General features: G+C 71.3%; 20 protein-coding genes and 2 tRNA genes. 8 read left to right on the top strand and 14 right to left on the bottom strand.

The window, feature by feature from the left end:
* The first annotated feature begins 41 nt into the window (after positions 1-41).
* Entirely contained in the window at positions 42-857 is an 816-nt protein-coding gene (locus tag JOF41_RS27100; RefSeq protein ID WP_307867545.1) for an inositol monophosphatase family protein, read from the top strand.
* A 123-nt stretch (positions 858-980) separates the two neighbouring features.
* On the opposite strand, the gene JOF41_RS27095 is transcribed toward JOF41_RS27100, so the two are convergent.
* From JOF41_RS27095 to JOF41_RS27070, 6 genes are all read right to left on the bottom strand, one after another.
* Complete coding sequence (locus JOF41_RS27095) at positions 981-1,172, bottom strand: DUF1918 domain-containing protein (protein WP_189224249.1); 192 nt, start codon at positions 1,170-1,172, stop codon at positions 981-983.
* 70 nt (positions 1,173-1,242) lie between these two features.
* Complete coding sequence (locus JOF41_RS27090) at positions 1,243-1,638, bottom strand: bacteriophage spanin2 family protein (RefSeq protein ID WP_189224250.1); 396 nt, start codon at positions 1,636-1,638, stop codon at positions 1,243-1,245.
* Between the two features lie 38 nt (positions 1,639-1,676).
* A complete protein-coding gene (locus JOF41_RS27085) occupies positions 1,677-2,636 on the bottom strand; it encodes an ABC transporter ATP-binding protein (RefSeq protein WP_209622941.1) in 960 nt (319 codons plus the stop codon).
* Positions 2,633-3,430: an ABC transporter permease gene (locus JOF41_RS27080; protein WP_189224252.1), complete on the bottom strand. Its 798-nt coding sequence runs from the start codon at positions 3,428-3,430 to the stop codon at positions 2,633-2,635. Before JOF41_RS27080 ends, JOF41_RS27085 begins: the two co-directional genes overlap by 4 nt.
* Positions 3,423-4,139: an ABC transporter permease gene (locus JOF41_RS27075; protein WP_244989705.1), complete on the bottom strand. Its 717-nt coding sequence runs from the start codon at positions 4,137-4,139 to the stop codon at positions 3,423-3,425. Before JOF41_RS27075 ends, JOF41_RS27080 begins: the two co-directional genes overlap by 8 nt.
* Before the next feature lie 110 nt (positions 4,140-4,249).
* A complete protein-coding gene (locus JOF41_RS27070; RefSeq protein ID WP_189224254.1) occupies positions 4,250-4,555 on the bottom strand; it encodes an ArsR/SmtB family transcription factor in 306 nt (101 codons plus the stop codon).
* Positions 4,556-4,637: 82 nt separating this feature from the next.
* Here JOF41_RS27070 and JOF41_RS27065 point away from each other — a divergent pair, with 82 nt between their 5' ends.
* Positions 4,638-5,834 carry an MFS transporter gene (locus JOF41_RS27065; protein ID WP_209622939.1) on the top strand — a complete coding sequence of 399 codons (1,197 nt, stop codon included), beginning with the start codon at positions 4,638-4,640 and terminating at the stop codon, positions 5,832-5,834.
* On the opposite strand, the gene JOF41_RS27060 is transcribed toward JOF41_RS27065, so the two are convergent.
* The 4 genes from JOF41_RS27060 to JOF41_RS27045 all read right to left on the bottom strand — a co-directional run bounded on the left by JOF41_RS27060 (position 5,768) and on the right by JOF41_RS27045 (position 10,187).
* Positions 5,768-7,156, bottom strand: coding sequence for a serine/threonine-protein kinase (locus JOF41_RS27060; RefSeq protein WP_209622938.1), 1,389 nt, complete (start codon positions 7,154-7,156; stop codon positions 5,768-5,770). The two genes, JOF41_RS27065 and JOF41_RS27060, sit on opposite strands and share 67 nt — an antisense overlap.
* A 9-nt stretch (positions 7,157-7,165) precedes the next feature.
* A complete protein-coding gene (locus tag JOF41_RS27055) occupies positions 7,166-7,735 on the bottom strand; it encodes an HhH-GPD-type base excision DNA repair protein (RefSeq protein WP_189224257.1) in 570 nt (189 codons plus the stop codon).
* A gap of 584 nt (positions 7,736-8,319) precedes the next feature.
* Complete coding sequence (locus JOF41_RS27050; RefSeq protein ID WP_189224258.1) at positions 8,320-9,150, bottom strand: hypothetical protein; 831 nt, start codon at positions 9,148-9,150, stop codon at positions 8,320-8,322.
* 158 nt (positions 9,151-9,308) lie between these two features.
* Positions 9,309-10,187: a hypothetical protein gene (locus tag JOF41_RS27045; RefSeq protein WP_209622937.1), complete on the bottom strand. Its 879-nt coding sequence runs from the start codon at positions 10,185-10,187 to the stop codon at positions 9,309-9,311.
* Positions 10,188-10,485: 298 nt separating this feature from the next.
* On the opposite strand from JOF41_RS27045, the gene JOF41_RS27040 reads away from it, so the two are divergent.
* Positions 10,486-10,893, top strand: a complete 408-nt coding sequence (locus tag JOF41_RS27040) for a hypothetical protein (RefSeq protein WP_209622936.1) — start codon at positions 10,486-10,488, stop codon at positions 10,891-10,893.
* Positions 10,894-11,320: 427 nt separating this feature from the next.
* Here the strand turns inward: JOF41_RS27040 and JOF41_RS27035 are convergent, their stop codons facing one another.
* Complete coding sequence (locus JOF41_RS27035) at positions 11,321-12,142, bottom strand: type IV toxin-antitoxin system AbiEi family antitoxin domain-containing protein (protein WP_209622935.1); 822 nt, start codon at positions 12,140-12,142, stop codon at positions 11,321-11,323.
* A gap of 153 nt (positions 12,143-12,295) precedes the next feature.
* Between JOF41_RS27035 and JOF41_RS27030 the strand changes: the two genes are divergently transcribed.
* Positions 12,296-12,538, top strand: coding sequence for a hypothetical protein (locus JOF41_RS27030; RefSeq protein WP_209622934.1), 243 nt, complete (start codon positions 12,296-12,298; stop codon positions 12,536-12,538).
* Entirely contained in the window at positions 12,538-13,299 is a 762-nt protein-coding gene (locus JOF41_RS27025) for a hypothetical protein (protein WP_209622933.1), read from the top strand. Before JOF41_RS27030 ends, JOF41_RS27025 begins: the two co-directional genes overlap by 1 nt.
* A gap of 19 nt (positions 13,300-13,318) precedes the next feature.
* On the opposite strand, the gene JOF41_RS27020 is transcribed toward JOF41_RS27025, so the two are convergent.
* Positions 13,319-14,428, bottom strand: coding sequence for a J domain-containing protein (locus tag JOF41_RS27020; protein WP_189224261.1), 1,110 nt, complete (start codon positions 14,426-14,428; stop codon positions 13,319-13,321).
* A gap of 69 nt (positions 14,429-14,497) precedes the next feature.
* Here JOF41_RS27020 and JOF41_RS27015 point away from each other — a divergent pair.
* The 3 genes from JOF41_RS27015 to JOF41_RS27005 all read left to right on the top strand — a co-directional run bounded on the left by JOF41_RS27015 (position 14,498) and on the right by JOF41_RS27005 (position 14,993).
* Positions 14,498-14,571, top strand: a tRNA-OTHER gene (locus tag JOF41_RS27015).
* Positions 14,572-14,650 (top strand) — tRNA-His (locus tag JOF41_RS27010).
* Positions 14,651-14,729: 79 nt separating this feature from the next.
* The gene (locus JOF41_RS27005) at positions 14,730-14,993 is read left to right on the top strand and encodes a metallothionein (RefSeq protein WP_189224262.1); all 264 of its coding nucleotides are present in this window, start codon (positions 14,730-14,732) and stop codon (positions 14,991-14,993) included.
* Here JOF41_RS27005 and JOF41_RS27000 read toward each other — a convergent pair.
* Positions 14,981-15,469: a hypothetical protein gene (locus tag JOF41_RS27000; protein WP_189224263.1), complete on the bottom strand. Its 489-nt coding sequence runs from the start codon at positions 15,467-15,469 to the stop codon at positions 14,981-14,983. The genes JOF41_RS27005 and JOF41_RS27000 overlap by 13 nt on opposite strands.
* A 139-nt stretch (positions 15,470-15,608) precedes the next feature.
* Entirely contained in the window at positions 15,609-16,415 is an 807-nt protein-coding gene (locus JOF41_RS26995; protein ID WP_189224264.1) for a metal-dependent hydrolase, read from the bottom strand.
* Between the last annotated feature and the right edge of the window lie 90 nt (positions 16,416-16,505).

The raw sequence follows: 16,505 nt of genomic DNA, 5'->3' as shown, positions 1-16,505 counted from the left end.
CGGCCCTTCGCGGCCGCCTCCCCCGTGGCATGTTGGGGGTCGTGACCGTGAACCCGTGGCCCGTGCCCGATCCCGACCTGCCCGCCGACGTCCACCCGGCGCTCGCGCTGACCGCCCGCGCCGCCGCCCGCGCCTACGGCACCGCGCGCGCCCGGCACACCCGAGCCGAGCTGCGCGAGGAGATCGCCGACGGCGCGGACGGGACGCCCACCATGCGGGTGGACCGCTACGTCGAGGACGCCATCGCGAGCGCGGCCGCGCGGGCGGGGGTGAACCTGCTGTCCGAGGAGGCCGGGTTCGTCGACAACGGCTCGGCGACGACGCTGGTGGTGGACCCGGTGGACGGCTCGGCGAACGCGGCGCTGGGCGTGCCGCTGTCCTGCTTCGCGGGCGCGCTGGTGCTCGACGAGGAGCCCAGGGAGGCGTTGACGGTCTGGTTCGACACCGGCCGCGCCTGGCACGCCAAGGCTGACGTGCCCACGCCGTTCCGGACCACCGGCCGCACCGGGCTGCGCGGGGCAAACGTTTGCCTCATGCGTCCCAAGCGGGGCACCGAGGAGGCGTGGCTGCGGGTGGCGAACCAGGCCGACCGCGTGCGCGTGCTGTGCACGACCTGCCTGGAGGCCGTGCTGGTGGCGGAGGGTTCGGTGGACGCGTTCGCCGACCCCGGCTCGGACACCCACCGGTTGATGGACCTGATGGCCGCGCTGGTGACCGTGCCCGCGGCGGGCGGCGCGCTGCTGGACCTGCGCGGGCGCCCGCTGACCTTCGGCCTGGACCTGTCCCGCCGGTGGTCCGGCATCGCCGCCGCCACGCCCGAGCTGGCCGACGAGCTGATCGCCACGATCCTGGGCTGACGGTCCAGGGCTGACGGTCCCAGGCTGACGGTTCCGCGCTGGACCCCGCCGGAAAATCACTCGATCGAGTGACAGCCTCGCCGCACCGCGGCGCGCCCGCGCCGCGGTGCCCGGGGGTGGCGGTCAGTCGCCCTTGCGGGGCTCGACCAGGCTGTCCGGGCCGGGGAAGACCAGCCCCTCGTGGCCGTCGGGGAAGCGGACCAGGTAAGGGGGAGCGCCCTCCTGGCCGCGCACTTCGAGGATTTCGCCGACGCGGTCCTCAAGGCCCACCGCGCGGCTGTGGATGTGCAGCCGGTCGCCTGCTGTCGCGTGCATACCGCAAACACCTCCCGGTGCGTCACAGCGTAGGACGCTTCAGAAGGTACCGAGACCGCGGCGTTTCCGCTCAGGAGCAGGCTTGGGAGAGCTTGGCGACCTGGTCCAGCTTCTGCTGCGTCCAGGTGGCCAGCGACTGCGGGTCGAGGTCCTGCAGGGTCACCTGGCTCATCGTGGTGGACACGCCCTGGATGGCGTCCTTGAGCGTGGTGTCGCCCGCCTTGGCGGCCAGGTCGTTGAGCTCCTGGGCCTTCTTCTGGGTCTCCTCCAGCGCGGCCTGCGGGTTGGCCGTGTCCGGGGTGTACCCGGCCAGCTGGAGGGCCTGGACGCACAGCTGCGCCTTGTCCGCGGCCTGCCCGACCTGGTTGGCCGTGTCGGAGGCCTGCTGCACGGCCTCGCAGCCGGACACCGCCCCGATCAGCCCCAGCGCCAGCAGTGCGGTGGCCACCGGACGACCTGCGCGCATCGCCTACCCCGATCTGTCGTTGCCCGTTTCGCCCGACTCTACCGACGCGCGTAGAGGCGACGCACCACTTCGTCGATCTCGGGTTCCTCCACCGACAGGTCGTGCACCGCGGCCCGCCCGGCCACCGCCGCGATCAGCGCGGCGGCGGTGGTGTCGGCCCGGCGGAACGACAGGTGCTGGCGCAGCCCGCCCAGCTCGGCGCGCACCGACACCACGCCGGGCAGGTCGTCCAGCGGCGCGGCGGGCGGCCGTTCCAGGTCCACCACCAGCACCCGCTCCGGGCTGACCTCGGCGCGCAGCGCGTCCAGCGGCCCGTCGGCCAGCACCCGGCCCCGGTCGATCACCACCAGGCGCGGGCACAGCCGCTCGATGTCGTCCAGGTCGTGCGTGGTCAGCAGCAGGGTGGTGCCGCGCGAGGTGTGCAGCTCGGCCAGGAACTCCCGCAGCCGCTCCTTGGACTCCAGGTCCAGCCCGATCGTCGGCTCGTCGAGCACCAGCAGCTCCGGCCCGTGCAGCAGCGCGGCGGTGATCTCCCCGCGCATCCGCTGCCCCAGCGAGAGCTGGCGGACCGGGGTGGCCAGGAACGGGCCCAGCTCCAGCAGTTCGACGCACTCGGCGCGGCGGCGCGCGTAGTCGGCGGCGGGCACCCGGTAGACGGCGCGCAGCAGGTCGAAGCTCTCCGCCAGCGGCAGGTCCCACCACAGCTGGCTGCGCTGGCCGAACACCACGCCGATGCGCCTGGCCAGCTCGCGCCGCTGCCGCGCCGGGTCCACCCCGCACACCCGCACGTGCCCGGAGGTGGGCACCAGCACGCCGGTGAGCACCTTGATCGTGGTGGACTTCCCGGCCCCGTTCGGCCCGACGTAGCCGACCGCCTCGCCCGCCGCCACGGCGAGGTCGACCCCGTCCACGGCGACCACCCTGGTCCGCTCGCGCCGGAACCGGCCCAGCTTGCGGGTCCGCGTGAACTCCCGGCGCAGGTCGCGCACCTCGATCATGATCCAGTCCCCCGGTAGTGCCGCACGGCCCACCGCCACACCAGGCCCGCCGCGCAGGCGGCGGCCAGTGCGACCAGTGGCGAGATCCAGCCCAGCCACGCGGGGCCGCCCAGCGGGTCCGGGCGGCCCAGCAGCGCCAGGCCGGGGTAGTACGAGACGAAGGCCAGCGGCACCACGAAGGCCATCAGCCTGCGCGTCCAGTCGCCGTAGACGGTGATCGGGTAGGAGGCGAAGGCGCTGCCGCCGTAGGTGAACGAGTTGGTCAGCTCCTGGCCGTTGACGAGCCAGAAGCACGCCGCGCCGCCCACCACCCACACCGAGCCGAACAGCACCGCGCCCGCCAGCGGCGCCACCGCCGCGAGCACCGCGGTCCACGGCGACCAGGCGATGTCGTTGCGCGCCAGCGCGTAGCCCAGCAGCGCCAGGCCCGCGACCACCCGCCCCAGCTTGCGCAGCTGGATGTCGGACACCGCCAGCTGCGGCAGGGTGCCCAGCGGGCGCAGCAGCAGCGCGTCGAAGGAACCGCTGAGCAGGTAGGTCGGCAGGCGCTCCAGCTGCCCCGCGACCGCGTCGGCGAGGCCGAACGCGAGGCTGGTCAGCGCGTAGAGCAGCAGCACCTCCTCCACGGAGAACCCGCCCAGCGCGCGGACCCGGTGGAACAGCACCAGGATCACGGCCAGCTCGCTGACCTGCGCCAGCGCCTGGGCGAGGCAGTCGAGGACGAAGGAGAGCCGGTAGGACATCTGGCCGCGCAGCCGGGCGGCCACCAGCTTGGCGTAGACCCGCTCAGCCACCCTGCACCACCACCTTGCGCATCGCCCGCAGCAGCACGAAGTAGCCCAGCGCGGCCAGCGCGGCGGCCCAGAACGCCTGGTGCGCCAGCACCGCCCACGGCGACCCGCGCTCCAGGAAGACGTCGATCGGGGCCTGGATCATCGCCGGGAAGGGCGTGGACCACAGCGCGTCGCGGGCCCAGCCGGGGAAGAAGTCCAGCGGCACGGCCAGCCCGCACAGCACCGGGGTGAGCACGTTGTACACGCTGAGCAAACCCCGGTTCTCCAGCAGCCAGAACGTGCTGGCGTTGAGCAGGAAGCGCACGGCGAAGCTGGTGGCCAGCGCCAGCACCGCGCTCACCGCGAACAGCGGCAGCACCACGGCGTCGGGCCAGCGGAAGGGGAACAGCAGGGCACCCAGCGCCACCGGCGGGACCAGCCGGACCAGCACCGCGAACCCGGCGCGGCCCACGTCCTCGGCGAACAGCGCGGCCTGCAGGTGCCACGGCCGGTAGAGGTCCACCACCACGTCGCCGGTGCGCACCCGCTCGGCCAGGTGGGTGTCACCCCACAGCACGACGAACGCCAACAACCCCTGCCCCAACCACACGTAGACCGCGCTGGTGGCCGTGTCGTAGCCGGCGATCGGGCCCGCGGCGGACACCGCGGCGACCAGGACGGTCATCCGGATCACGCCGAAGACGACGTTGGTGGCCAGTCCGGCGAACATGGCCCCGCGATAGATGGAGTGACGTCGGAAACCGGCCAGCGCTAAGCGGGCGTAGGCGCGCACGTCTACCCACCCTAGGAAGACGGGCAACCGGTTTTTACCCCGGTCGTTCAGCGGGGGGCGGCCAGGATGCCGCCGAGCAGGCCGGGGTAGAGGGCCTCCAGGTCGTCGCGGCGCAGCGTGCTGATCCGCGCCGTGCCCTGCGGGTGCACCCGCACCACGCCGGCCTCGCGCAGCGTCCGCACGTGGTGGGTGAGCGTGGACTTGGTGATGCCCAGGTCCATCGCGCCGCACTGCAGGCCGGTGTCCGCCGCGGCCAGTTCGCGCACGATGCGCAGGCGGACCGGGTCGGCCAGCGCCTGGAGCACCAGCTCGATCCGGATCTCGTCCCGCTCCGGGTGGGGCAGCGTGGTCATGGGTCCATAGTACGAAACCTGTCGAAGTTTGATGATTTTCGTAGTACGGTCACCGTCGAACTTTCGTCTACTGGGGGAGCCCATGCCCACCCGCACCCACCTGCTCGCCGCGGGCACCTTCGCCGTCGGCACCAGCGGCTACATCGTCTCCGGCGTGCTGCCCGCCGTCAGCCGCGAGCTGCACGTCTCCAGCGCGACCGCCGGGCAGCTGCTGACCGCCTTCGCCATCGCCTACGCGCTGTCCTCACCCGTCCTCGCCGTCGTCACCGGCCGGTGGGAGCGGCGCGACCTGCTCGTGGCCGCCCTGGCGGTCTCCGCCGTCGGCAACGCGCTGGCCGCCGTCGCGCCCAACTACCCGCTGCTGCTGGCCTCCCGCGTGCTCAGCGCCCTCGGCGCGGCCGTCTACACCCCCGCCGCGACCATGGTCGCCACCGTCCTCACCCCACCCGAGCGGCGCGGACGCGCCGTGGCGCTGGTGTTCGGCGGGCTGACGTTCTCCCTGGTCCTCGGCGTGCCGCTGGGCAACCTGCTCGGCGAACCGCTGGGCTACCGGGGCGTCTTCGCGCTCATCGCCGCGGTGACCGCGCTGGCCGCTGTGGCCGTGCGGGCGGGCCTGCCCCGCGTGGCCGCCCCGCCCGTCGTCGGGCTGCGCGAGCGCCTGGCGGTGGCGGCCGACCGGCGCGTGCTCACCGTCCTGGCGCTGACCGTGCTGGCCTGCCTCGCGGTGTTCGCGGTGTTCAACTACATCGCGCCGCTGCTCACCGCCACCGCCGGTGTGCGCGGACCGGTGATCAGCGCGCTGCTCGTCGCCTACGGCCTCGGCAGCGTCACCGGCAACTGGGTCGCCGGCCGGCTGGCCGACCGGTTCGCGGCGCGGCGGCTGCTCATCGTGCAGTTCACCCTGTTCACCGCGGTGCTGGCGACCCTGCCGCTGACCACCACCACGGTGCCCGGCGCGGCGCTGGCGCTGTTCGCCTGGGGCGCGCTGACCTGGTCGGCCAACCCGCCCATCCAGAGCTGGCTGATCGCGCTGGCACCGGCGAACAGCGGCCTGCTGCTCTCGCTCAACGCCTCCGCGATCTACCTCGGCGTCGGCCTGTCCGGCGTGTTCGGCGGCGTGGTGATCAGCACCGTCGGCCTGCTGCCGCTGGCCCCGATCGCGTCCGTGCTGGCACTGGTCGCCCTCGGGCTGCTGGTCTTCGCGCTGCGACCTCAGGAACCGAAGGCGCTGGTCGTCGTCTCCCCGACCTCGGGGTCGCTGGCCAAGCAGTGGAAGTAACTCTGATCGCCCTCGGTGACGCCGATGGCGGTGATCTCCCACGATGAGGTGTCCACGGTCGGGCGAGTGTTGGCCTTCATCGCCTCGACCGTGCACACCCCCGCCACCTCCGGGGCCTTGGCCAGCTCGTCGTTGTCCACCTTCGGCACCGGCCCCGACAGCCAGCCGCCCGCGAACGCCTCCCAGTAGTGCTGCACCGAGCAGTCGGCGGTCCGCCGCGCGGTCGCGGCCATGCCGCCGATGGACGTGATGCCCCGGTAGCAGGTCGGCTCGGCCACGCAGTAGCCCGTGGGGCACGCCTTCAACCCCGGCGGCGGGAGCGCATCCTCCTTGGCGCCGTCCTGCCGGGGAGCTTCCTGCTGGGGAGCCTCCTGCTGGGGCAGCTGCGCGTTCGTCGCGGCGGTCGTGTCACGGTTCCACCACCACAGACCCGCCCCCGCGACGACCAGCAGGACCGCCGCCACCGCCGCCGCCAGCCGCACCTTCCGCTTCGGCCGCTGTTCCCGCTGCGGTTCCGCCGGTCGTGTCTCGTGCGCCAGCTCGTCCCGGAATTGCGCCGCGCTCGGCGTGCGGTGCGCGGCGTCCGGGTGCAGCGCCCGCTCCAGCGCGGCGTGCAGGTACGGCGACACACCGGCCACCGGCGGCACCGGCGACCGCAGCACCGCCGCCAGGTGGTCGAACGACTCGATCGGCCACGGCACCGGCCGCGGCGGCTTGCCCGCCATCAGGTCGTACAGCGTCGCCGCCAGCGCGTACACGTCGGCCGCGGCGGTCGGCTGGGCCATCGCGAACGCCTCCGGCGGCGCGTAGCTCGGGCTCAGCGCGTCGCGCGTGACCGTGCTGCCGCCCTCGGCGTCCAGCAGCGCCGCCAACCCGAAATCCGCCAGCTTGGGCGTGCCGTAGCGGTCCAGCAGGATGTTGCCCGGCTTGATGTCCCGGTGCAGCACCCCCTCCGCGTGCGCCGCCGCCAGCGCGTCGGCCAGCTGGACGCCCAGCCGCCGCACCCGCTCCGGGGGCAGCGGACCCTCCCGCTTGGCCAGATCCGCCAGCGACCCGCCCGTGCACAGCTCCATCACCAGGTAGGGCGTGCCCTCCGGGGTGACGCCCGCGTCGTGCACCGACACCACGTGCGGGTGCCCCGACAGCCGCGCGGCGGCGTGCGCCTCCCGCAGGAACCGCCGCCGATCGCGCTCGTCGCGCAGCACCAGGTTGTTGACCTTCACCGCGACGTCGCGGTCCAACCGCACCTGCCGCGCGCGGTACACCGTCGCGAAACCGCCCTGGCCCAACGGCGTGAGGTCGACCAACCCAGGCAACTGCACGCCGGGACTCTAGCCCGGCGCACCGACAGCCTTGGCCGCCTTCTTGAAGGCCCGCACGGCGTCCAAACTGGCCGAGTCCACCACGTCCGCGACGCTGCGCGTCGCCCCCTCCTCGCCGTAGTGCCCCGCCGCTTCACGCCACCCGTCCGGCTGAACGCCGAACTGCTTGCCCAGCAGGGCGAGGAAGATCCGCGCCTTCTGCTCCCCGAAACCCGGCAGCGCCTTCAGCCGCTTGAGCACCTCCTCGCCGTCCCCGTCGGCCCAGATGCCCTCGGGACGGCCGTCGTAGTGCTCGACCAGGTAGCGCGCCAACTCCTGGAGGCGCTTGGCCATCGAACCGGGGAAGCGGTGGACCGCCGGCTTCCGGGCGACGACCGCGGCGAACTCCTCCGCGTCGGCCTCGGCGATGCGGTGCACGTCCAGGCCGCCCATGCGGTCGGCGATGTCCCTCGGCCCCTTGAACGCCTTCTCCATGGGAATTTGTTGATCAAGCATCATGCCCAGGAGCAGGGCGAACATGTCCGTGGCCAGCAGTTCGTCGGCTCGGGGATCCTGGGCGAGGCACACGGTGCGCTTCATGGGCACATGATGACGTGTGGCGCAGGGCTTGGCCGCAGCAGTCGGAGGCAGCTTGCCGGGCTCACTCCGGAGCGGCTGCGCTGTCGTATGGCGTCGTTCAGCATCTAGCCATGTTCAACCGGGATGAACATGGCGGTTTTTGAACAACGGCGGGATCGGGTGAACTTGTCGTTGACCGGCGGTTCGCCTGGTCAGGTCCTGACATGACGCCTCTTGCGGATCGAGACGCCCTGTCGGCGGTTCCGCGCGATGCCCGCTCGTGATCGTCAGGTGTTGTGGGAACGTTGGTGTCGACAGCACGAACAGGCGGGGACACCATGGCTCGGCGCACGCTGTCGCCGGAGGACGGCATGGGGCGCGGGGTGGAGCAGCACGCCGAGGCGTCGGAGTGGGGGTTGGTCCAGCAGGCCGGACGGGACATCCACAACACCTGGTACCCGGCGGTGGTGGCTCGGTGTGCTGGTGCCCAGGGCGTTGGTCTGCGGCGCGCTCTGGTGGGTCTCCGCTTCCTTGCTCTGAGCGGTGGCGGGCGTGGGTCCTCCAGTCAGGGGCGTCGATCACGCGACCGGCGGATTCGGGCGGCGTCAGGTGATGCGCAGCGCGATGGCGGCGTGGTCGGACATCCACCCGTCGTGAACGCCAGAGGAGCCGTCGTAGTCCATCGTGTTGGCGTACGCCGTCGGAACCGGGGCGGGGACACCGTTGTCGACCAGCGGTGTCCGCAGGTTCGGGTCGATGTCGGCGAACCAGTAGTCGTACAGGCTTCCTCGGAACGTCGTGCCGGAGGGGACGGTGCCGTGGAAGAACGCGGGTCCCGCGACGCGCGCGGAGTAAGGCCAGATCTCGTGCTGCCGGTCGCCCGTGGACCGGCGGCGGGGTTTGACGTTGAAATCACCTCCGAGGTACACGTGGCTCACCGCGACGCCATTCGCCGCCATCGCCGCCACGGCTGCCGGGAGGGTCTGCATGAAGACGTCGTTGGTGTTCAGCGTGTACGTGTTGTGGACGAAACCCACGGCTATGGTCGGGCCGACGGCGCCCGCGACGGGAATCCGCACCTTGACGTAGACGATTCCCCGGTAGTCGGCGATGGAAGTCTCGGGCAGGTTCTCCTGCCACGGCGGCCGGAGCAGCGGGGGCGGTGGCACGGCGACCGCCGTCTCCTCGCAGATCTGAGTGGAGTGGTATCCGGCGGTGATCCGGCCGACGGCCAGCACGGTCGCGCCGTTCACCGCGATCGCGACGTACTCCTTGCCGAGCAGCGCGCTGCTGTACGACTTGATGACGGAGCGAGTGGTGGGTGCCGCGCCGAAGATGGTGGTGAAGATGGGCAGCACCGCGCCCGCGGCGGTCGCGCTGTTCGTGATCTCCGTCAGGCCCGCCACGCACACGGTGCCCGGTAGCCCCCCGATCATCGGGGCGAAACCGTTCGCCGGAGGAGGAGTGCCACGCCAGGTCGCCGGGCGCGGGTCCGGTAGGGGCCCAGTGCCGGTGAAGGCGTTGTTCCGCTCCGACTGGGAACCGCCGTAGACGCGCATGTTCTGGTGCAGGAGGTAGAGGGGAGGCACGGGATCTACCCCTGCAGCAGTTCGGTCCGCGTGTGTCCCCCCGGCGAGTCGACGCTGGGCGCCCGCTCCCGCTCCTCCGCGGTCATCCGGGACCTCCGCCGCGGCTCCGCGAGCTGGTCGGGGTGGTAGGCGTACGCCAGGATCGGCTGCAACCCGGTGATCGAGGACGCCTGCGGCACCAACGAGTCGTTGGAGTCCTTGGCGAACACGGTGATCACCTCGGTGAGCTGCCAGTACAGCGTCGTCCTCGCCTCGCTGGCCGGTTCGAGGGTGCGGGACACGAACGTCGTCTGCTGGCTGGACAACGTCACCTGCTGGAACGTGGACGTGTTGCTGCTCAACGAGGCGGACACGCTCGCTGACACCGGGCCCCACCCGGCGGTGGCCGAGACGTTCAGCGACTGCGCCAGGGACTGCTGCTCCGATGTCGTGGACTCCATGCCGGAGGTCTGGGTGTAGCTGACCGTGCGCGTCTCGTCGGGGCCGATCGAGTAGGAATCCGGGGCCAGCCGCCAGAACTGCTCGCGCACGATCACGTTCGGCAGGCCCTGCGCCATGCCGCAGCCGACGACGACCCTGGGGGAGTCGGGTGGGATCGGCCGGGCGCTGTCCGGCACCGGGATCGGGCCGACGTCACCGGGGTCGAGGAAGTCGGCACAGGTCATGGTGGCTCCACCCTGGTGGTCGCTGTCCCTGGCGAACACCCCGGCCAGCCCGCCGGACGGCGACATGGCGATGAAGTAGTTGTCGAGTTCCGAATATATTTCGATTCCGCCGTTGCCCGGCAGCGCGATTCCGGGATAGCCCTCCTCGAAGTTGTTCGTGTCCGGGTTCAGGCCGGCGTGCGCGCCTCCGGGGGTGATCCAGTACAGCACAACGCTCATGCAGGTGTCGTTTCGGAAAATCCACTTCTCGGTGGGTTCTCGGGGATTTGATCGGAGGGTGCCCGACAGTGCCTTGAAATAGAGTTCGGTATTTGCCATGTGACCGAGGGTACCGCCGCCGTTTAAAGCCGGGGACGCTCGAGGGGGTGAGAGCATAGTGCTGGCGGGTGATGGTCGTGGCTTGATGTCGTCCGCAAACACCACTCGAACGAGGACCTGCTCGGTGATCGGCGCTCCCGGAGCCGTGGGGGGCGAGTCGCGGTACTCGATGGGCGGACGGCCCTGCTCACCTCATTGAGTGAGGCTCGGCGCTCGATGGGCGGGCGTCGTTGTCGAACTATTGCGGCGAGTCATTTCGCTGGGCATGCTCGGCCTCGTCGCCTTGCGGGACCGACCGGCTGCGGGAGTGGATATGCCGAACGTGACGAACATTATCTGCGGTATTGTCAACCCGGACGGCTCGATCTACTCCGGTTCCGGCTTCCAGGTGGAGAAGCGAAGTAACGGGCAGTATCTGATCACCTTCTCGGTCGCCTACGCGAAAGTCCCGGCCGTGGTGGCCAGCACCTGCACCTTCTCGACTCTGTGGAATGGCCTGGACGTGTCGAGCGTGGCTCACCCGTCCACCTCGTCCTGCACGGTGCTGACTCACGACAACGTCGGGAACCTCGCGGATCGGCCCTTCACGTTCATGGCGGCGGGGTGACCTGTCGTGCCCGACGCGGTCCGATCAGGGCCGCACGACGGGCACGACCTGGCGGAGGATGAGGCGCAGCGCCTCCCGGTCGACCGTGGCCGGGTCCTCGGCCAGCCAGTCGCCGATCTCCTCGACGAACTGGGCGGGCGTCATCGGCGGCACCACGGCGTCGGCGTCGTCCTCGGTGGTGACCTCGCCCGCCCGGCTGGGGTAGATCAGCAGGGCGGTGCGGGGCGGCCCGGAGGTCGCTCCCGGACAAGGGTTCGAGTTGGGCGGTCAAGACCAGGCCCACAGGATCGCGGTATCGGTGCTCGCTCCTTGTGGCGTTCGTAGAACCTGCTGAGCAGGTCGCCAGGCGGCCTCCCGGTGCTGGTACTTTCGCGTTTGGTGCGATCCCGAAGTGCCCGGCTCAGTGCCTGATGCGATGAGTGAACCACTATCCGAATTCCGTTTCGGATTGGTTCTCGTTCGGCGCGGTTATCGCCAGTTCCACTGCCTTTTTCATCATTTCCAACTGGTCCGGGTCCATTCCGGCGAGCTGGGAAGCGATGGCGTGGACGGTTGCCGTCGCTTCGCCTTTCGCCTGGACGGGGGGCGCATGTTCCGTTCCGATATTCGGCTGGTCCAACAGGTGTTGGACCAGCCGGCGTCCGCTACCGAGGGCCAGGCCGTAGGCAGGCGCGTAGATCGCCGCGGTCGCCGCCAGGCGGTCCGGGTCCACCAGGTGGCGGCGCAGCGCATCGGCGAGGACTCCGCCGAGATGGCCTCCGTCGACCTGATCGGCCAGCAGGTCCTCGATGGTGCGTTCGACCGTTGTCACGGGCAGGCCGTCCCGCGTCGTGGTGATCTCATCCGCGGCCAGTTCCGCCCGGTGCAGACGTATGCCCGTGATGCGCGTGGTGCGACGCCGAGGCACTGTGATCTCGACTTGGGGGGCGGGCACGTCGCCGAGTTCGTGCAGGAGGCAAGCGGTGCGGTGGGAGAAGACCCCGTTGTCCTCGTCGGTGGCGCGTCGCTCCCGGGCTCGACGTGCAGGTGAAAGACGGAGCCAGGCCGCTCGTTCCTCCAGGTTGGTCGGCGTTCCCGCTGCCACGACGAGGTGAACTCCACGGGAGACCTGCTCGATCAGGCCCGCTGAGGCCAGTCGGGTCAGCGTGGTGCGGTCGACGCCTTCAGCTTCTGCCTGTGCTGTCGTGAACAGCCCCCACTGGTCGGAGGCGATATCACCTACGACCTGGAGGGCGCGCACTCGCTCCACGCGGCGGATGCTACTTCGGTACAGCGTTTGCTACGTCTAGGAGGTTGCAAATGCTGCGCTGGCGAGGTGTAGAACCCGCCGCCGTTGACGACGTCTGGTACCCGAGTACCCTGAGGTACCAGGAGGTGTGCCGTGGCAGTTCACTCTGCTCCAGTGAAGGTCGACCAGGAAACGCATACTTTGATCACCCATGCGGCTACCGCGCTGCACATGTCGCAGAAGGACCTCCTCGCCGCAGCGGTCCGTGAGTACGTGGGTGCTCGACGGGACGAGATCAACGCGGCGCTGCGTCGGGCGATGCAGGTGATCGACGGTACGGAGGCCAGCCAGGTGGCTGCCTTGACGGGCATGTCCAGAGAACGTCTCGACGAACTCGGGGGAATCCGAGAGCTCTGATGACCGTTCGCCCCACGCTGCGGTGTCTGCGTGAAGACCTGGGTGTTCCGCTACCGCCGATCGATGATCCCCTGGACGAAATCGACCATCCGCTGGTCAGAAAAGCCAACGAGCAGTTCGCGTCGCGGACCGGCCCTCGTGAGCGCATTCGCGCGATAGACGACGAGGTCGTGTTCAAGGTCAAGGCGCAGCGTTGGCGAGGGGCTGTGGTCGAGACGGGTGAGCCCAGTTGGCTGGTAGCGGCGGGAGTGCGGGAGGAGGGTAGTCGGGACGACTTCTACGAGGCGCTCGCAGCCACCGCAGCGGCGGCCCGTGCCCGTTACAACGCCGAGCACAGGACGCCTTTGAAGTCGGAGACGTTCTGCGGCCAGTGGCTTCCCCGCGAGGACGACCGCGATCGCTATCGCGCGGAGGCGGCGGTGCGGACCTTGCGCGCGATGCGCGCCACCGTGCACCGGTTGGTGTGCGCCTCGCTGCTCGACGGCCACGAGCACATCGGCGCAGCAGCGGGCGTCGAACTCGGCGTTCTGGTCCAAGGGGCGGAAGAACGCGGAACCTACGTGGCCCTGCGGATCGTCGGCTCGGTCGCGGACAACATCGTCGTCGTGGTGCTCAGCCTCGTGCCCGGCTGCGACCGGGACGGCTGGTACCCGGAGTTCGCCATGCCGGGCAGGCTGCTGCGCCCAGGTGAGCAGGTGTACTCGAACCTCATGGACCCCGTCGAGGCGGCACGACTGCTCGAAAGCCAGGAGCCGGTCTGATCATGCCGACGCGGTCCGATCAGGGCCGCACGACGGGCACGACCTGGCGGAGGATGAGGCGCAGCGCCTCCCGGTCGACCGTGGCCGGGTCCTCGGCCAGCCAGTCGCCGATCTCCTCGACGAACTGGGCGGGCGTCATCGGCGGCACCACGGCGTCGGCGTCGTCCTCGGTGGTGACCTCGCCCGCCCGGCTGGGGTAGATCAGCAGGGCGGTGCGGATCTCCAGCCACGGCAGCAGTTTGCGGTACACCGCGAGGCTGCGCGGCAGCCGCATCCCGCCGCCGCGGAACGGGTGGCCGTTGCGCCACAGGGTGCCGTCGTCGTCGGCCGCGTAGTGGCCGGGCAGCCAGGACTTGGACTCGATCAGCACCAGCCGCCGCCCGCACAGCACGGCGTGGTCGACGTCGGCGAACACCGAGCCGGGCCAGGCCAGGCCGTGGAAGATCCGCGCGCCGGGCAGCCGGGTCAGGTAGCGGCTGAGCAGGTCGGCGGTCAGCCGCTCGCACACCCGGTCGTCGACCGTGCCGCGCACGACCTGCTGGTCGTACTCGGCGGCGAACGCCCGGTCCGCGCGCACGGCGGTCAGGTACCGCTTGACGACCTTGAACGCCGCCGCCGCGGCGGCGGCCACGACGGCCAGCCAGACGCCGAGCGCCAGCGGTGAGAAGTCGACCGCGACGACGGGCAGCAGGAGCAGGAACCAGGCGAGCACGGCGGCCAGCGCGGGTGCGTGGCCGGGGCCGCCGGACGGGGCGTAGCGGACCCGCTGCGCCCGGTCGACCAGGTGCCACCAGCTGACGCCGTCCAGGTCGACGGTGGGCTTCGGAGGTACGAAGTCGGGATCGTCGCCGAGGTCGCGCACCCGGCCGGTGCGCGCGGAGCGCGGTGGGCGGGTCGGCGTGCTCGGCCGGGACGCGGGGCGGGGGGAGGACCAGCCGCGGTCGTACTCGCGGCGCCGGACCGGATCCCGCAGCGTGTCATATGCCTCCTGCAGGATGCGGAAGGTGCCGGATGACCCCCCGGCGTCGGGGTGCATGACCTTGGCCAGCGACCGGTATGCGGATTTGATCTCCGCCGTGGACGCGTTGCGGCCCACCCCGAGGAGCTCGTAGAAGTCGACCCCGCGCACGCGGCTGACCTTATTCGTCCCCCTGCGGACCTGTCTCGACAGGTGGGGTCGTGGTTACTGTTGTGGCGGGAGCCTGGTAGCGCAGTGGTTGTCGCGCCCCCCGCCTCGGGGGGAGGACGTCGGTTCGAATCCGGCCCGGCTCGGGACCTGTAGCGCAGCGGTTGACGCGCCCCAAACCCTCGTGGTGGCGGGAGGACGCCGGTTCGAATCCGGCCTGGTCCGCTCCCGCGACGTGCTCGGGCGCGACCGGATCGGGCTAGGTCGAGTTGCCCGCCCCACCGCCCCGGCGCAGGCTGCGCCCATGGCGACATGCGACGTCTGCGGCAACGACTACTGGATGGCCTTCGAGGTGCGCACGGTCAGCGGCGACGTGCACACCTTCGACAGCTTCGAGTGCGCGATCCAGCGCTTGGCGCCCCGGTGCGAGCACTGCGACTGCCGCATCCTGGGGCACGGGGTGGAGGTCGAGGGCCGGTTCTTCTGCTGCGCGCACTGCGCCCGGCAGGGCGCGGAGGGCGGGCTGGGTTCGCAGATCAAGGACACCGTGGGCGCTCACCCCGGCTGAGCGCAGGTCAGCACCAGCCGTCCGTCGCGGAAGGACGGCTGGAGGTCGCCGCGCGCGTCGACGCTCTTGACGCCGTGCGGCAGGACTTCGTCGATCTCGCTGAAGGCGAGGATGTCCGACACCCCGTACCGGCCGCGCAGCACGCGCTGGCCGGGGAACCGCAGCGCCCGCCCCTCGCGGCGGTCGCGGTGGGCCAGCGCGGCCCGCAGCGCGCCCCGGTGCAGCTCCTCCGGCCCCGCCAGCCGCCGCAGGTCGCCGTTGTGCACGGCGACGCCGTAGCCGCGCTCGATCAACGTGGACAGGGTGTTCTCCGACGGGGCCGCGTCCAGCCGGAACGACAGCGCGTGGTGCTGGTCGACCACGTGCACGCACACCACGGTGGCGTCGTAGAGCAGCGACTCGTGCAGCGCCAGGGCGACCGCGTCCGCGGTGGCGGGGTCCTCGTGCCCCGCGTCCAGGCCCAGCCAGGTGGTCATGCGGTCGCCCGGACGGCCAGGGCGGGCGTGCGGTGGGCCACGGGTCCTCCTCAACGCGGGTCGGCGTGCGGCGGCGGTGCGTGGAGACTAGTCCGATCGGGTGATATCGAGGTAGTCGTCGGGTGGCGGCACCGCGAATCTACAGCGGCAGCAGGTCGAAACCGCCGAGGAACGGCAGCGTGCCCGCGTTCTGCAGCGCGGCGGCCGACAGCCACACCGACAGGATGGTGATCAGCGGCCCGACCACGGTCATCTCCACCTTGCCGCCGGTCTGCATCCGCATGATCTTCGGCGGCGCGATCGGGTACCAGGTCTTGCCCGCCAGCGGGATCGGCCACAGGATCGGGCAGCCCTGCTCGGTGATGGCGTCGCCGAGGTAGTGGGCCACGCAGCCGATGCCCACCGCCACCCCGCAGGCCGCCGCGCTGGCCGGGGTCTGGTCGATCCAGGCCAGGCACACGGCGGTGACCGCCGCGGACACCACCGTGATGAGCAGCGCGTCCCGCTTGGGGCACCAGTCGTTCATGATCCCGCGCACGGCCAGGCCCGCGAACACGAACACCAGCGCGGGCAGCGCCCACTTCTGGGACTGCTGCACCACCGCGGTCGTGCCCAGGGCGGCGCTGAGCGCGAACACCAGGGTGTGGGTCAGCGCGCGGTGCCCGCCCTCCCGCTTGGAGTCGCGGCGGGTGCGCGTGGCGCGGTAGACCGCCGAGCTGATGGTGCTCACCGCGCCGGACACGCCCTGGCTGACCGGCCCGAACGCGCGGGCGATGGTCGAGGACGGGTGGTCCAGGTCGGGCAGCAGCGCCGCGCCGGTCGCCAGCACCGCCCCGACCGCCCAGCTCTGCGGGGTGAGCTGACCGATGGGATGGTTGTCGGCGAGCGCGGTCACCGCCGCCCAGGCCAGCAGACCGCTCATGGCGTGCGTGGGTCCGGTCGACAAGGTGCCCCCCTCCGAGATCGCACCCGGAGGCTAGGGCATTGTGACCCCGTTCCCTTTTTTCCGTGCGGTGAGCACACGCAGCCGGACATA

This window comes from Saccharothrix coeruleofusca (genome assembly GCF_017876325.1).
Taxonomy (GTDB): Bacteria; Actinomycetota; Actinomycetes; order Mycobacteriales; family Pseudonocardiaceae; genus Actinosynnema; species Actinosynnema coeruleofuscum.
Note: the sequence above shows the minus strand (reverse complement) of the source record. Positions and strands in the feature narration are given on the sequence as shown.

Excerpts from the sequence above, each read along its gene's own strand:
- JOF41_RS27065 (WP_209622939.1), top strand. The coding sequence starts at position 4,638 with ATGCCCACCCGCACCCACCTGCTCGCCGCGGGCACCTTCGCCGTCGGC.
- JOF41_RS27085 (WP_209622941.1), bottom strand. The coding sequence starts at position 2,636 with ATGATCGAGGTGCGCGACCTGCGCCGGGAGTTCACGCGGACCCGCAAG.
- JOF41_RS27045 (WP_209622937.1), bottom strand. The coding sequence starts at position 10,187 with ATGAGCGTTGTGCTGTACTGGATCACCCCCGGAGGCGCGCACGCCGGC.
- JOF41_RS27095 (WP_189224249.1), bottom strand. The coding sequence starts at position 1,172 with ATGCACGCGACAGCAGGCGACCGGCTGCACATCCACAGCCGCGCGGTG.
- JOF41_RS27070 (WP_189224254.1), bottom strand. The coding sequence starts at position 4,555 with ATGACCACGCTGCCCCACCCGGAGCGGGACGAGATCCGGATCGAGCTG.
- JOF41_RS27005 (WP_189224262.1), top strand. The coding sequence starts at position 14,730 with ATGGCGACATGCGACGTCTGCGGCAACGACTACTGGATGGCCTTCGAG.
- JOF41_RS27055 (WP_189224257.1), bottom strand. The coding sequence starts at position 7,735 with ATGAAGCGCACCGTGTGCCTCGCCCAGGATCCCCGAGCCGACGAACTG.
- JOF41_RS27000 (WP_189224263.1), bottom strand. The coding sequence starts at position 15,469 with ATGACCACCTGGCTGGGCCTGGACGCGGGGCACGAGGACCCCGCCACC.
- JOF41_RS27075 (WP_244989705.1), bottom strand. The coding sequence starts at position 4,139 with ATGTTCGCCGGACTGGCCACCAACGTCGTCTTCGGCGTGATCCGGATG.
- JOF41_RS27050 (WP_189224258.1), bottom strand. The coding sequence starts at position 9,150 with ATGATCGGGGGGCTACCGGGCACCGTGTGCGTGGCGGGCCTGACGGAG.
- JOF41_RS27025 (WP_209622933.1), top strand. The coding sequence starts at position 12,538 with ATGACCGTTCGCCCCACGCTGCGGTGTCTGCGTGAAGACCTGGGTGTT.
- JOF41_RS27090 (WP_189224250.1), bottom strand. The coding sequence starts at position 1,638 with ATGCGCGCAGGTCGTCCGGTGGCCACCGCACTGCTGGCGCTGGGGCTG.